Genomic DNA, 13,874 nt, shown 5'->3' on the forward strand with positions numbered 1-13,874 from the left:
AATGGGGATCGGCGTGATTGCCGACTTGATTGCCGAGTTGATTGCCGACTTGATTGCCGACTCAATTGCCGACTCAATTGCCGACCGATGGGGACATAACGCGCGGCCTTCTGTTCGCTGGCCGCGCGTGGTGAGGTGACGTCTGGTATGGCGCGCGCAGCTTTGGCTGTTAGTTGCGATAACGCCGATCATCCCCATGACGCCGACAACGCCCATCAGCCGCCCGACGGAAGCTTTTCGTAGCTCGCCAGCATTTCCTCGAATTCCGCCTCGTCGGGAAAGCCCACGACTTCGTGGCGCACCGGCACATACGACGTCGGCTTCAGGTGCGCCGCGAAACGCTCCATGACCACGGCGCGCGGCACGAAGGCCGTCTGTTTCGTGGCGGCGCGCACCAGCACGAAAAAGTCCGTATCGGGCAGCAGCGCGTGCACGCCCTCGCTCCACGCGCAGACGCTGCGCTGCGCGCCATCGGCGCTTTGCAGGACCGTGTGCTTCGCCACGAACACATCGCGGCCTTCGCGCACGTGCAGTTCGTCGAGCAGACCCTTCTGGTCCTGATAATCGGCATCCTGTTCGCGCAGCCGCATGCGATGCAGCCTCGCCGCCAGCGCGGGCGGCACGAAGCGCTCCCACGCGTCGCCGTTCCAGCGCAGCATGAGCGGCGGCAGCGGACGCGACTGCGTGTACGCCTGCTCGGCCAGCTCGACGAGCGTCTGCAAGCCCGCCTCGCTGCGGTCGCCGGTGAGCAGCAGCACGGTGCGGTTCGGCGCCATCACGACGGGCGCGCCGGAAATCGCCTGGCGATACAGCAGGTCGGTCAGCAACAGGCGCGAGGCGTCGTAAAAGTCGCCGAACTGCGAGAGAAACACGCCGTTCTGCAAGGCCAGCCACGGTTGCGACGACGCCTCGCGCAGATTGTCGATGGCGATCGCGAGCGCTTCGTCGAAGCTCACGCCCCACTTCGCGAGTTGCGCGTCGCCGAGCCGCATCACGTTGAATTCGCTATCGCAGGCGATGCCGATTTCGAGGTTGCCGCACAACGCGCGAAACGCGATGTCCGGGCGCTTCGCGTTGCCGTGGGTCTGGAGATCGAGAACGCCGCGTTCGGTCGCGCTGCGGATCACGGGCCTGAGCTTCGCCCTCGCCTCGGCGAGCGTGGCGGGCAGGTCTTGATGCAGCATGCCCGCCGCCATCCGGCGCAGCGACGCCTCGCGCTCTTGCGGCGCGGCGTTGCTGTAGTCCCGGTACATGTTCGACAGATTGATGATGCCCGGCTGCACGCCGTCGGCGAGTTCCGTCTGCACGAGACGATCGTGCTCCAGTTCGACGCACCACGTGCGCGTGTCGCCCGCCGCGCGCAAGGCGGACAGGAACAGCTCCGTGAATTCCGCCACGGAAGGCGGCGCAGGCGGCGCGGGCGCTTTGCGGAAACGGTCGAAGAAACCCATGGTCTTTGAATATTGTTGTCGAGGAAACGAGTGCCGGCACGACGGCCAGGCGATGCGCGAAACCGCGTCGATCCAACGGCTAACGGCGCGATTCGCGCATTCTGAAGGCCCGCGTCGAGAGGAATGCTTCAGGGCCCGCGCGCAATCGTTTGCCGTTCATGACCGCATCGGCCGAATTCGATGGACACCGCGGCGAGCCGATGGTGTCATACGCAAATTGTCTTCTCTGGGAGCCGCATCATGCAACGCCCTGCTTTTATCCGGCACTGGACCGAGCTTGAAGGACCGGACGACAGCCATTACACCGGCGACACCGAACTCATGGGCATCGGCGCGCCGCTGGCTCGCACGTTCGGGCTCACGCGCATCGGCATTCATCATGTGCGGCTGCTGCCCGGACGGCGCACGTCGTATCCGCACGCGGAAAGCGCCGAGGAAGAATTCGTGCACGTGCTCGAAGGCACGCCCGATGTCTGGATCGACGGCCATCTGCATCGGCTCCAACCGGGCGATTCGGTGGGGTTTCCGGCGGGCACGGGCATTTGCCACACCTTTCTGAACAACACGCGCGACGAAGTGCGGCTGATGGTCGTCGGCGAGGTGACGAAGCCCGAAAACCGCATTCACTATCCGCTGAACGCGGCGCATCAGGCCACCCGCGACGATGGCTGGACCGACTGGCCCGAGCGGCCCATCGGCCCGCACGACGGCAAAGCGCGCAACGAGTAAGCCACGCCCCGCGCGCCGGAAAGCCCGCCTGACGCGCATGTTAATATTCGCACGCGAACTATTTACTCAAGCTATTCACTCAAGCCATTCACGCGCGTCGATGCGCGGCGGCGGCATGCAATTCGAGGTGCGGGGCATGGATCATCGGCTCGTCTATCTGCTCAATGTGGGCCAGCGGCGTCTGCATCGCTGGTCGCAGGCGCGCGCGGCGTCGGGCGGCGCGACGGCGGCGCAAGTCGGCCTGCTGTTCTATCTGGCGAAAAACGACGGCGCGCTGACGAGCGAGGCGGCCGCCGCGCTCGACCTCAAGGCGCCGGGCATGAGCGGCCTCGTGGATCGTGCGGAACGCGCCGGTCTCGTCGAGCGCCACGCCGACGAAAACGACCGCCGCGCTTCGCGGCTCTGGCTCACGAAAGACGGACGCGCGGCCGTCAAGCGCTCGAAAGCCGGTCTCGCCGATCTGAACGCGCGTCTGACCGAAGGCTTTAGCGATGCCGAAATCGACGTCGTGGCGCGCTGGCTCGGCAGCTTGCAGGACAAGTTTCCCGCCCTCGACGACGACGCCTGATCACTGCCGCGCGAGCTTCGTGAAATCCGGCGCGCGCTTCTGCGCGAACGCCGTGAACGCTTCTTTCGCTTCCGCGCTCGCGAGACGCTCGACGAAAATCGCGCTTTCGCTGTCCATCTGCGTGACCAGCTTTTCCGCGTCGCGCATCAGGCGCTTCATGGCCGTGAGCGAGCCCGTGGGCCGCGCGGCGAGTTTCCCGGCGATACGGCGAGCTTCCGTGCGTAATTCGGCGAGCGGTACGGTCCGGTTTGCGATGCCCCACGCGACGGCGGAATCGGCGGGAACGGGATCGCCCAGCGCGAACATTTCGAACGCGCGCGTGTGCCCGATGCACAGCGGCAGCAGATAACTCGACGCCGCTTCCGGCACCAGCGCGAGGTTCACGAACGGCGTGATCAGTTGCGCGTCGTCGGCGAGCAGCACGTAATCGCAGTGGAGCAGCATCGTGGTGCCGACGCCCACGGCCTTGCCCTGCACAGCGGCGACGATCGGCACCGTGGCCGTGGCGAGCGCGCGCAGAAAGCGCAGCACGTGGCGCTCCTCCGCGCCCTTGTCCCCGTTACCGCCATTACCCCGATTACCCATCGCCTGCGCGGCGAATTCCGATACGTCGTTGCCCGCCGTGAAAAGATCGCCGTCGGCCTGAATCAGCAGCACGCGGATCGCGTCGTCGTCGTTCGCGCGCGCGACCGCGTCGGCCAGCGCGCCGTACATCGCATTCGTCAGCGCGTTCTTCTTGTCGGGCCGCGACATCGTCGCGATCAATACACCGTCTGCCAGTTCCACCTGAATTTCCGGGGTCATCGTCTCGTCTCCAGAGATGCGCGTTAAAGTTCGCATGCGAAGTATAATTTTATTCGCATGCGAAGTAAACGCGAGAGCGGCGTGAAGTCGGTGCGAACCGCACATGACCGTGGCCCCAACGAACCCCATTTCCGTGGATCTTTGCAAGGAACCACCGCTGCGTTACCTTATTCGTCCTATCGCGCGAACACGCGCGCCACGGACCTCAGGAACGCACTCATGGCCTCCCGCATCAACGAATTCGAGCAGCCCATCGGCCCCGCCGTCGACCACTGGACGCCGCGCGAGCGCCCCGCGCGCGTGACGCTCGAAGGCGAGCGCTGCCGCATCGAACCGGTCGACGTCGAGCGTCACGCCGCCGACCTCTTCGAAGCCTATCGCCAGGCCGCCGACGGCCGCGACTGGACCTATCTCTTCACCGGCCCGTTCACCGACTTCGCCGCGTTCCGCGAGTATCTGACCAAGGCCGCCGCGTCCACCGACCCGCTGCACTACGCAATCATCGACCGCGCGACCGGCAAGGCCGTCGGCACCTTCGCGCTGATGCGCATCGATCCCGCACACGGCGTGATCGAAGTGGGCAGCGTGACGTTCTCGCCGCTGCTCAAGCGCAGCGCGCTGTCGACCGAAGCGCAATTTTTGCTGATGCGCTATGTGTTCGACGACCTCGGTTATCGGCGCTACGAGTGGAAATGCGACAGCCTCAACGCGCCCTCGCGTCAGACCGCGCTGCGGCTCGGCTTTCAGTTCGAAGGCATCTTCCGGCAAGCGGTCGTCTATAAGGGGCGCAGCCGCGATACCGCGTGGTTCGCGATCATCGACGAGGACTGGCCGCAGGTGCGCACGGGTTTCGAGCGGTGGCTCGCAAGCAGCAACTTCGACGCCGACGGTCAGCAGCGCGCATCGCTGGCGAGCCTGCGCGAAGGGAGTGCACGCGCATGACGCCGATTCAAACCGAAGCACTCGTGATCCGCGACGTCACGCCCGCCGACCGCGAAGACTGGCTGCGCCTCTGGGCGGGCTACACCGCGTTCTACGAAACCGAGGTCGCACCGCGTGTGAGCGCGCACACGTGGGCGCGCCTGCTCGATCCGGCCGTTCCGATGCTCGGCCGCGTCGCGCAATCGGGTACGCGCGTGGTGGGTTTCAGCATCGCCGTGCTGCACGAAGGCACGTGGGTCGAGGCGCCGATCGGCTATCTGGAAGACCTGTTCGTCGATCCGGCGCATCGCGGCCTGGGTATCGGCAAGCGGCTGATCGAGGATCTCGTCGCGCTCGGACGGGCACGCGGCTGGTCGCGCCTCTACTGGCACACGCGCCAGGACAATCCCGCGCGCAAGCTCTACGACACCTTCGTTCAGGCCGACGACTTCGTCCGCTACCAGCTCGCGCTGTAAGCCGCGTCCATGACGGCATGGCGATGCGGCGGCGCATCGCCCGCCCGCCGGTCGTTTAAGCCTTCGCTGAAATCGGTTCCAAACCCAGCCGCAAACGAAGCGCAATCAATCAGAAAACCTTATCGCAACGTTCAATTAATTTCGTTTCCCTTAAGCGTTGACCTGCGGCAAAGTGTCATCTCCGCGACTGGAGTACATCTCCGTGAACCAACGCATCGATCCGTCCCTTCTTGCCCCGCCCGACCTGTCGTTCGCCACGCTGAACTCGGGTGTCGTCCTGCCGTATCTCGAACGCGGGGCCGGCGAACCGCTCCTGTTCGTGCACGGCTCGCTGTGCGACTACCGCTACTGGGCGCCCCAACTGGACGGACTCGCGGACGATTTCCGCTGCATCGCGCCGAGCCTGAGCCATTACTGGCCGGCCGCCGACGCCTGCATCCAGGGCGAATTCGGCTGGGAAAGCCATCTGCATGAACTGGCTGATTTCATCGAGGCGATGGGGCTCGAATCGGTTCACGTCGTCGGCCATTCGCGCGGCGGCTCGATCGCTTATCACCTCGCGCGCCGTTATCCGCGTCTCGTGCGCACGCTCGTGCTCGCCGATCCGGGCGGCCCGCTGCGCCGTCTCGAAGAAGACGAAGACGTGCTGCCGCCCGCGACCAACGCGCTGCGCACGCGCGCCGCGAACATGATCGAAGACGGTCTGCTTGAAGAAGGTCTCGAACTGTTCGTCGACTCCGTGAGCATGCCCGGCGCGTGGCGCAAGAGCCCGCACGCGTTCCGCGAAATGGCGATCGCCAACGCCACGACGCTGCCCAAGCAGCTCGACGATCCGCTGCCCGCCTACACGCGCCGCCCCGCCGCCGACATCAAGTGCCGCACGCTGCTGATCGACGGCCAGCGCAGCCCGCTGATGTTCCGCAACAACGTGGAAGCGCTCGAAGAGTGGATCGAGTTCGCGCAGCGCGTGACCATGAAGGGCGCGACGCACGGCATGAACGGCACGCATCCCGACCTGTTCAACACCTACGTGCGCAACTTCATCGCGCAAGTCTGATGCAGGCGTTCGGCGCGCGCCGAACGCTTCGCTTTTCTTCCTCCGCTTTCGTTACGCCAGCACGTCCGCGAACACGCGCGACGCGAACTGATTCGAGTCCGTGCTCGCGTTCACCACGCCCACGGTCTTGAGATCGTCGGCGTAGAGCGCGATTTCCTTTTTGAACGCCGCGCCCACCGGATGATGACCGTCCGTGTGGCTCTTGAGCATGGCCGTGAGCTGGTTCACATCGGCGTTCGGCGCGTAAGCCGAAAACACCTTCGCCGCTTCCGCCGGATGATCGGCGGTCCATTGCGTGGCTTCCAGCAGCGCCGCCGTGAGCGCCTGCGCCGTCGCGCGGTCGCGGCGCACGAGCGTGCCGCGCACGCCCAGCACGCAGCAGACGCGATTCGCGTACTCGCCGCACAGATTGTTCGACACCTCGACCAGATGATCCGATTCGCGCAGCGTCCAGATGGTCGGGTCGCCGTCCGCGATCGCCTGCACTTCGCCCTTCTTCAGCGCCTCGCCGAGCAGGTTGGCCGGATACTGACGCCAGCGCACCTCGCTATCGGGATCGATGCCGATCTTCTTGAGCGTGATCGCGAAGAAGTTCTTCGCCGGACTCGCCATGTCGCTCACGCCCACCGCGCGGTCCTTGAGTCCCGCGAGATCGACGATGCCCGACTGCTTCGTCGCGAGCAGACGCATGCAGCCGCCGTGGATGCCCGCCGTGAGCTTTACGTCGAAACCCTGTTCGAGCGGCTTGATCCAGCGTAGCGCCATGCCGACGCCCGCATCCGACTTGCCGGTCGCGATCGCTTCGAGCAGCTGATCGGTCGAGCCCGCGAAGTTCACGAGTTCGACGTCGAGGCCGTGCTTGCGGAAGAAGCCTTGCGTCGCGGCCACCGGCACGGGCGCCGTACAGATCGCGCCTGCGTTCCAGGAGAGTTTGAGGTGCTTCGCGTTTTCGTCGGCACGTGCGCGCGTGGCGGGCAAGCCGAACGCCAGTCCGCCCAGTGCCGCCGCGCCGGTCGCGAACGCGGTGTTGCGCAGCCACGTTCGGCGGGCGGGTTGAATGGGCTGATCGGGCTGTTCTGGCCTGCCGTATTTGTCGGTCGGGTTCATGATATCGGAGTGGTCTTTTATTTAGGCATTCTTATCAAATCGTGATGCACTCATGCATCGAGGCCGAGTTGCGCGAGCACGTCGCGGCGCAATTCGACGAGCTTCGGATCGTCGCGATGACGCGGATACGGCGCGTCGTTGCGCACCTCAGCCACGATGCGCGCGGGCCGCGCGCTGAACACCACGACGCGGTTCGCCATCACGAGCGCTTCTTCCACGTCGTGCGTGACGAGCAGCACGGAAACGCGCGTGCGCTGCCACAGCGCGACGAGTTCCGACTGCATGCGCATGCGCGTGAGCGAATCGAGCTTGCCGAACGGCTCGTCGAGCGCGAGCAGCGCGGGGTCGTTGACGAGCGCGCGCGCCAGCGCCGCACGCTGTGCCATGCCGCCCGAGAGCTGATGCGGGTACGCCTGCTCGAAGCCCTTGAGGCCGACGAGTTCGAGCGCGGCATCGATGCGCGAATCGGCATCGCCCTGCGCGGACGTCCCTCGACGCGCGAACCAGCCGCGCCGCGCACGCTGCGCCTGCGGACCGAGCCCGACGTTCTCGCGCACCGTGCGCCACGGAAACAGCGTCGGGTCCTGAAACACCAGCACGCGCGACGGATCGGGGCCGGCGATGGCTGCGCCATTCGCGTGCAGCGTGCCGCTCAGCGGCGCATCGAGGCCCGCGACCAGACGCAGCAAGGTCGACTTTCCGCAGCCGCTCGGCCCGAGCAGCGCGACGAACTCGCCGGGCTCGACTGTGAGACTGACGTCTTCGAGCACCGGCAGCGTTTCGCCGCGCAGCGCGAAACCTTGCGTGACGTGGCGCACGTCGATGCGCGCGCCGACGGGTGGTTCGTCCGGCTCGCCCAGCGTGCCGTATGGCGCGAGGTCTTCGGGTTGCAAAGCCAGTGTCGCGGCTACCATTTGAGCAGTCCTTTTTGCCAGCCGAGCAAGCGGTCGCGCACGCGGAACAGCAGCGTGATGAGGCCCGAGCACATCAGCGCCATCACGAGCAGACCCGCGTACATGTTCGAATAGGCGGCCCAGCCCTGGGCCCATTGCAGATACCAGCCGAGCCCCGCTTTCACGCCCATCATCTCGGCGACGATAAGCACGGAAAACGACGCGCCCAGCCCCATGAACAAGCCGACGAACACCGACGGCAGCGCCGCCGGAATCGCGACGCGCACGATCAGGAACGCGGGCCGCGCGCCGAGCGTGCGCGCAACGTCGTAGAACGCGGCGTTCACGCCCGCGACGCCCGACCACGTGAGCACCGCGACCGGAAACGCCGTGGCGAGCGCGATCAGGAACACGCTCGCGCTGAAGCTCGACGGAAAGAAGAAGAACGCAAGCGGCAGCCACGCGGTCGCGGGCAGCGGGCCGATGAGCCGCAGCACCGGATGCAGCCAGTAGCCGACCGCGCGCGACCAGCCGATGCTCACACCAACGACGAAGCCCGTCGCTGCGCCGATCAGATAGCCAATCGATAGCAATCCGAACGAATGTGCGACGCTGGAGAGCAGGCGCGCGTAATCGTCGAAGAACACCGCGATCAACGCTTGCGGCGGCGCGAAAAACGGACGCGGCAGAATTTCGAGCTTCGCCGTGATGATCTCCCACGCGCTCACGCCGAACGCGAGCGCCAAGAGCCACGGCGCGATTGTGGGCGCGACGCCCGCGCGGCGGCCTCGCAAGGCAAGCAGAAACGCCACGGCGGCCAATGCGAGTTCGAGTGCTAGCAGTGCGTCGGTGTGCGGCCAGTCGTCGAGACTCGGCCATGCGCGTGTAACGGCCGCCGCACCGAGCCATGCGAGCGACGCGCCCCACGCGGTCAATCCCGCCCAGCCGCCGCGCGCGGCGTGTGGGGTCTGTGAAGGCGCGCGCTCCGTCGCGGCCTGCTGCGTGGGTGGCAGCGTCAACGTTCGTGCTGCGCGAGAAGTCATGATCGATCGTCCTCCATTGCGAAAATCAGGCCGCGCCGATCTGCGTATCGGACACGGCGCGCACATCGATGCGGCGCGGCAGGATGCCGTCGTCCACGGCTTTGTCGGCGACACGCTGCAAGGCCGCGACATCGTCGCCGGTCACGAAACGCAGTCGCAGCGCGGAACGCTGCGTGATGGTGAGCGCCGCCGCGTCGGGCGTGCGCGTGAGCGTGCCGTAGACGCGCGCGTAGGCTTGCGGATTCGCGAGCGCCCACTGCCCCGCGTGCTGGATGCGCACGAGCACGTCGGCGATGGCGGCGCGCTTGAGCGGATCGGCGTGCGCCGCGCCCGAGGCGGTAATGAAGTTCAGACCGGTGTTGATGCCCGTGCCGTCGCGCAGCACGCGCGCGCCACGCGAGACGGCGATGCCGTAGTACGGATCGAAGGTCGCCCAGACTTCGAGCGCGCCCGAGGCGAAGGCCGCGAAGGCGTCGACGGGCAGGATGTAGCGCACATTCACATCGTGGCGCGAGAGGCCCGCTTCGGCGAGCGCGCCGTAGAGCTGGAATTCGGAAATGCTGCCGCGCGCCGACGAGACCGCAATCGTGCGGCCCTTCAGTTCCGCGACGCTGCGGATCGGCGAATCCTGCGGCACGAGCAGGCCGAGTTGCGTGGGCGAACCGACGCGCGTGGCGACGATGCGCAGTGACGGATCGCCCGTCGCTGCCGCGAGCACCGGCAGGTCGCCGGCGGGCGCGATATCGACGGCATTGGCGCGCTGCGCCTCGAACAGCGGCGCGGCACCCTGGAAGTTCGCCCAGCGATAACGGTAGGGCGCGCCGTCGAGCACCTTCGCGGCTTCGGTGAGCGCGCGCATTCCGCCGGCCTGATCGCCGAGCACGAGCGTGACCGACGCGAGATCGGCGGCCAGCGCACTGCGCGGCGCTGTGGCAAAGCCGAGCGCCGCGAGCGATGCAAGCGGCGCGGCGGCGCACGCGCCGAGCAGACGCCGGCGCAGCAGGAACGACGTGGAAGCGGAGACAGAAGCGGTCATAGGCCCTCGCGTGCAATATGGCTGCAAGCGTAGCGACGATATGTACCGCTGAGAATTATTCTATTTCGATATGTTTATATCGAAACACTATTTATGTTTTGCATGCACGGCGCACCGCTTCCGTGCATGCGCAGTTCGCGGACTGCGTTTCGCGAACCTCACTTGGCGAACAGCTGGCCGATATCCTTGAACGCCTTGAATTCGAGCGCGTTGCCGCACGGATCGAACAGGAACATGGTGGCCTGTTCGCCCACCTGGCCCTGGAAGCGGATATACGGCTCGATCACGAAGGCCGTGCCGAACGCGCGCAGACGCTCCGCGAGCGCTTCCCACTGGGTCCATTCGAGCACCACGCCGAAATGCGGCACCGGCACATCGTGGCCGTCGACCGGATTCGTGTGCGCGCTTTCCTGCGACGCCGTTTTCGGATGCTCGTGAATCACCAGCTGATGGCCGAAGAAATCGAAGTCGACCCAGGCGTCGCTCGAACGTCCTTCCGCGAGACCGAACACGCGGCCGTAGAAGTCGCGCGCGGCAGGCAGATCGTAGACGGGAATCGCCAGATGAAACGGGGAAAGACTCATGATGCGCTCCGGTATGCGGGGGTGTTGTCGTAGGGAATTCGCATCATCATACGCACGGGCGTCGTTCAATAAAATCAATATATAATTTTCTAAAACATAAAGGAAATTTGTGAATGATCCGTGAGCTAAAAACGCTGATCGCCGTTGCGCGCGAGGGAACGTTTGCCGCGGCGGGCAAGCGCATCGGCCTCACGCAAGCGGCCGTCAGCGCGCAAATGCAGCGGCTCGAAAACGAACTGGGTTTCGCGCTATTCGAGCGCGAAGGACGCAATGCGCGCCTCAACGCGCGCGGCGAGCAACTGCTCGTGCAGGCGCAGGAAGTGATCCGCCTCTATGGCAATCTGAGCGCCGTCACGGTCGATCCGGCCATCGAGATGCGCGTGACGATCGGCGCGATCGCTTCGGTGCAGCGCGCGTTGCTGCCCAACGCCCTCGCCGCGTTCTACCGCCAATGTCCGGGCGCGCGCACGCGTGTGATCCCCGGGCTGTCGATGGAACTCATCAATCTCGTCGATGCGGGCGAAGCCGATCTTGCGGCCATCATCCGGCCACCCTTCGCGCTTCAGAGCGATTTGCGCTGGACCTCGCTGGTGCGCGAGCCGTTCATGCTGATCGCGCCGCGCGCGGTCAAAGGCGACGATTGGATGGAGCTGATCGCCACGCAGCCGTATATCCGCTATGACCGCGCGTCGTTCGGCGGCCGTCAGGTCGACCGCTTTTTGCGGCGCATGCAGTTGAACGTGCGCGAGATCTGCGAACTCGACGAACTCGAAGCCATCGTCAAGCTCGTCGAGAACGGCGTGGGCGTGGCGCTCGTGCCGCAGACCGCTACGTGGCGAAAGTGGCCCGCCAAAGTACGCGCGCTCGATCTCGGCCATCACGTGTTTCATCGCGACATCGGCATCGTGCATCGCGGCGCGAGGCAGATGAGCGAGTCGGCGAAACTGCTGCTCGGCTTGCTGGAGCAACAGGCTCGGGACGTCCGCTGAGCCAAGAAAAAGCCACGGCACGCCGCGTGGGCGACACCGTGGCTACATGCATTCGAACGCGCAGTGAGCGCTCAAATAAGCGCTCAAACGCCGTCGAACGTCATCATGCGCCGAGCGCCGGATCGCTATAGCTCGGACGGCCCGTTTCCACGTGGCCCGCGATGCGGCGCACGAAGGTCGCGTCGCTATCGACGGTGATGGTCAGGTCGTACCAGCCATGCGCGTTGCGCAGGTCGAGATAGAGTTGCTCGGTGTCGCCGCCGCGCACCGTGCGCTGGATCTTCGTGTTCGAATCGTAAGCGTTGACGATCGTGAACTGGCAGCGCGCATGGCCCGTGTTTTCCAGACGCAATTGCAGATTGCCGTTCGCCACGTCATAGCCCTCCGCCACTTCCGGCCGCGCCACGTCGCCGCCGAACCAGCCCGTCTGCACCTGCTTGCCCGCGAAGCGACGCAGGAACCCGTTCGGGCCGTGCACCGTGAAATCGTAGGCGCCGGTCAGGCCAATCGAGAGCTTGTCTTCGAGGCGCTTGCCCGCTTCCACCGTATAGGTGCGCGGCGCATCCGCACTGCCCGCCGTGTAGACGAGAAACACCGCGCCCGCGCGCCCCGTGTTGATGAAATGCGCGCCCGCCGTGCCCGTCGACACATTCGCGTTGAAGCGCACGAACAGCTCATACGGCAGCGCACGCGCGAGGCGCACGCCGGATTCCTGCTTCGGCACCGCGCCGACGGCGGGCGGCAGCGGCACATAGTCGGGATGACGGCTCTTGTCGGGCGGCGCATAGCCGGTGGTCGACGGCAGCGAGGGCAGCGCGGCATTCGGCGTAGCGAAGTCGAACGCGGCGGTCAGGTCGCCGCACACAGCGCGACGCCACGGCGTGATATTCGCCTCGCGCAGATCGTGATGGACTCCGAATCGTTTTTCGATGAAGCGGATCACCGAGGTGTGATCGAAGGTTTCCGAGCACACCCAGCCGCCACGCGACCACGGCGACACCACCAGCATCGGCACGCGCGTTCCGAGGCCATACGGTCCCGACGCGTACTTGCTGCTGCCAGGAAAAATCTCGTTCGTAGTATCGACCGTCGACAGACCATTCGCGCTCGACGTGGGCGGGAACGGCGGCGCAAGGTGATCGAAGAAGCCGTCGTTCTCGTCGTAATTCACGAGCAGCACGGTCTTGCTCCAGAGATCGGGATTCGAGGTGAGGATCTGCAGCACCTGATCCACGTACCACGCGCCGTAGTTCGCGGGCCAGTTCGGATGCTCCGAATAGGCTTCGGGCGCGACGATCCACGAAACCTGCGGCAGCGTGTTGTTCGCCACGTCCTGCTTGAGCACGTCGAAATAGCCGCCGCCCGCGAGCACGTTCGTGCCCGTGCGCGCGCGGTCGTAGAGCGGGTTGCCCGGCTGCGCGTTCTGATATTGCGTGAAGTAGAGCAGCGAGTTGTCGCCGTAATTGCCGATATACGGATTGTCGCCGGTCCAGCCCCACGAGCCCTTCGCGTCGAGCCCCTCGCCCACGTCCTGATAGATCTTCCACGAGATGCCCGCGTTTTGCAGCACTTCGGGATACGTGGACCAGCCATAGCCCGCTTCTGCGTTGTCGACCACGGGGCCGCCGCCGCTGCCATCGTTGCCCACCCAGCCGGTCCACATGTAGTAGCGGTTCGGGTCCGTCGAGGTCATCGTCGAGCAGTGGTAGGCGTCGCAGATCGTGAAGGCGTCGGCGAGCTGATAGTGGAACGGGATGTCGTCGCGCGTGAGGTAGGCCATCGTCGTCGTGCCCTTCTGCGGCACCCACTGATCGTAGCGACCGCCGTTCCAGGCGGCGTGCGTCGTGGGCCAGTCGTGCGGCAGATCCTGAATGAACTGCAGGCCGAGATTGGCCGCGGTCGGATGAAACGGCAGCACTTCGCCGAGTCCCGCTGCGAGCGGCTGATTCCACACCGGCTTGCCGTTGGGCAGCGTGATCGTGCGCGTGTCGCCGAATCCGCGCACGCCGCGCAGCGTGCCGAAGTAATGGTCGAACGAGCGGTTTTCCTGCATGAGGATCACGATGTGCTCGACGTCCTGGATGCTGCCCGTGCGATTGTTCGCGGGAATCGCGAGCGCGTTGCGGATGCCTTGCGGCAGCATCGTCAGGGCGGTGGCCGAACCGGCGCTCATCGCGGCGGTGCGGAGAAAGTCACGGCGGCTTCTCGAAGTCATG

General features: G+C 65.7%; 12 protein-coding genes and 1 pseudogene. 5 read left to right on the plus strand and 8 right to left on the minus strand.

Going from position 1 to position 13,874, the window contains the following annotated elements; all coding sequences use genetic code 11:
• Nucleotides 1-215: 215 nt before the first annotated feature.
• A complete protein-coding gene (locus LDO54_RS21715) occupies nucleotides 216-1,451 on the minus strand; it encodes a hypothetical protein (protein ID WP_224012721.1) in 1,236 nt (411 codons plus the stop codon).
• Nucleotides 1,452-1,691: 240 nt separating this feature from the next.
• Between LDO54_RS21715 and LDO54_RS21720 the strand changes: the two genes are divergently transcribed.
• Together LDO54_RS21720 and LDO54_RS21725 are read left to right on the plus strand one after the other, a co-directional pair.
• Nucleotides 1,692-2,180 (plus strand): cupin domain-containing protein, encoded by a 489-nt coding sequence (locus LDO54_RS21720; protein ID WP_224012722.1) that lies wholly within the window; start codon nucleotides 1,692-1,694, stop codon nucleotides 2,178-2,180.
• 136 nt (nucleotides 2,181-2,316) lie between these two features.
• Nucleotides 2,317-2,748 carry a MarR family winged helix-turn-helix transcriptional regulator gene (locus tag LDO54_RS21725; protein ID WP_224012723.1) on the plus strand — a complete coding sequence of 144 codons (432 nt, stop codon included), beginning with the start codon at nucleotides 2,317-2,319 and terminating at the stop codon, nucleotides 2,746-2,748.
• Here LDO54_RS21725 and LDO54_RS21730 read toward each other — a convergent pair whose 3' ends face one another.
• Nucleotides 2,749-3,552, minus strand: coding sequence for an enoyl-CoA hydratase (locus LDO54_RS21730; RefSeq protein ID WP_224012724.1), 804 nt, complete (start codon nucleotides 3,550-3,552; stop codon nucleotides 2,749-2,751). It abuts the gene before it with no gap.
• A 219-nt stretch (nucleotides 3,553-3,771) separates the two neighbouring features.
• Here LDO54_RS21730 and LDO54_RS39280 point away from each other — a divergent pair.
• A pseudogene (locus tag LDO54_RS39280) lies at nucleotides 3,772-4,949 on the plus strand (GNAT family N-acetyltransferase).
• A 202-nt stretch (nucleotides 4,950-5,151) separates the two neighbouring features.
• Nucleotides 5,152-6,006: an alpha/beta fold hydrolase gene (locus tag LDO54_RS21745; RefSeq protein ID WP_224012727.1), complete on the plus strand. Its 855-nt coding sequence runs from the start codon at nucleotides 5,152-5,154 to the stop codon at nucleotides 6,004-6,006.
• Between the two features lie 51 nt (nucleotides 6,007-6,057).
• On the opposite strand, the gene LDO54_RS21750 is transcribed toward LDO54_RS21745, so the two are convergent.
• From LDO54_RS21750 to LDO54_RS21770, 5 genes are all read right to left on the minus strand, one after another.
• Nucleotides 6,058-7,113: an ABC transporter substrate-binding protein gene (locus LDO54_RS21750; RefSeq protein WP_224012728.1), complete on the minus strand. Its 1,056-nt coding sequence runs from the start codon at nucleotides 7,111-7,113 to the stop codon at nucleotides 6,058-6,060.
• 50 nt (nucleotides 7,114-7,163) lie between these two features.
• Nucleotides 7,164-8,027, minus strand: coding sequence for an ABC transporter ATP-binding protein (locus tag LDO54_RS21755; RefSeq protein ID WP_224012729.1), 864 nt, complete (start codon nucleotides 8,025-8,027; stop codon nucleotides 7,164-7,166).
• A complete protein-coding gene (locus tag LDO54_RS21760; protein ID WP_224012730.1) occupies nucleotides 8,021-9,049 on the minus strand; it encodes an ABC transporter permease in 1,029 nt (342 codons plus the stop codon). Before LDO54_RS21760 ends, LDO54_RS21755 begins: the two co-directional genes overlap by 7 nt.
• Nucleotides 9,050-9,074: 25 nt before the next feature.
• Nucleotides 9,075-10,085, minus strand: coding sequence for an ABC transporter substrate-binding protein (locus LDO54_RS21765; protein ID WP_224012731.1), 1,011 nt, complete (start codon nucleotides 10,083-10,085; stop codon nucleotides 9,075-9,077).
• A 158-nt stretch (nucleotides 10,086-10,243) separates the two neighbouring features.
• Nucleotides 10,244-10,669, minus strand: a complete 426-nt coding sequence (locus LDO54_RS21770) for a VOC family protein (RefSeq protein ID WP_224012732.1) — start codon at nucleotides 10,667-10,669, stop codon at nucleotides 10,244-10,246.
• 113 nt (nucleotides 10,670-10,782) lie between these two features.
• Here LDO54_RS21770 and LDO54_RS21775 point away from each other — a divergent pair, with 113 nt between their 5' ends.
• Nucleotides 10,783-11,658 carry a LysR family transcriptional regulator gene (locus LDO54_RS21775; RefSeq protein ID WP_224012733.1) on the plus strand — a complete coding sequence of 292 codons (876 nt, stop codon included), beginning with the start codon at nucleotides 10,783-10,785 and terminating at the stop codon, nucleotides 11,656-11,658.
• Nucleotides 11,659-11,761: 103 nt separating this feature from the next.
• Here LDO54_RS21775 and LDO54_RS21780 read toward each other — a convergent pair whose 3' ends face one another.
• Complete coding sequence (locus LDO54_RS21780) at nucleotides 11,762-13,873, minus strand: phosphocholine-specific phospholipase C (protein ID WP_224012734.1); 2,112 nt, start codon at nucleotides 13,871-13,873, stop codon at nucleotides 11,762-11,764.
• Nucleotide 13,874: the final 1 nt, after the last annotated feature.

Source organism: Paraburkholderia tropica (assembly GCF_914484835.1).
GTDB lineage: Bacteria > Pseudomonadota > Gammaproteobacteria > Burkholderiales > Burkholderiaceae > Paraburkholderia > Paraburkholderia tropica_A.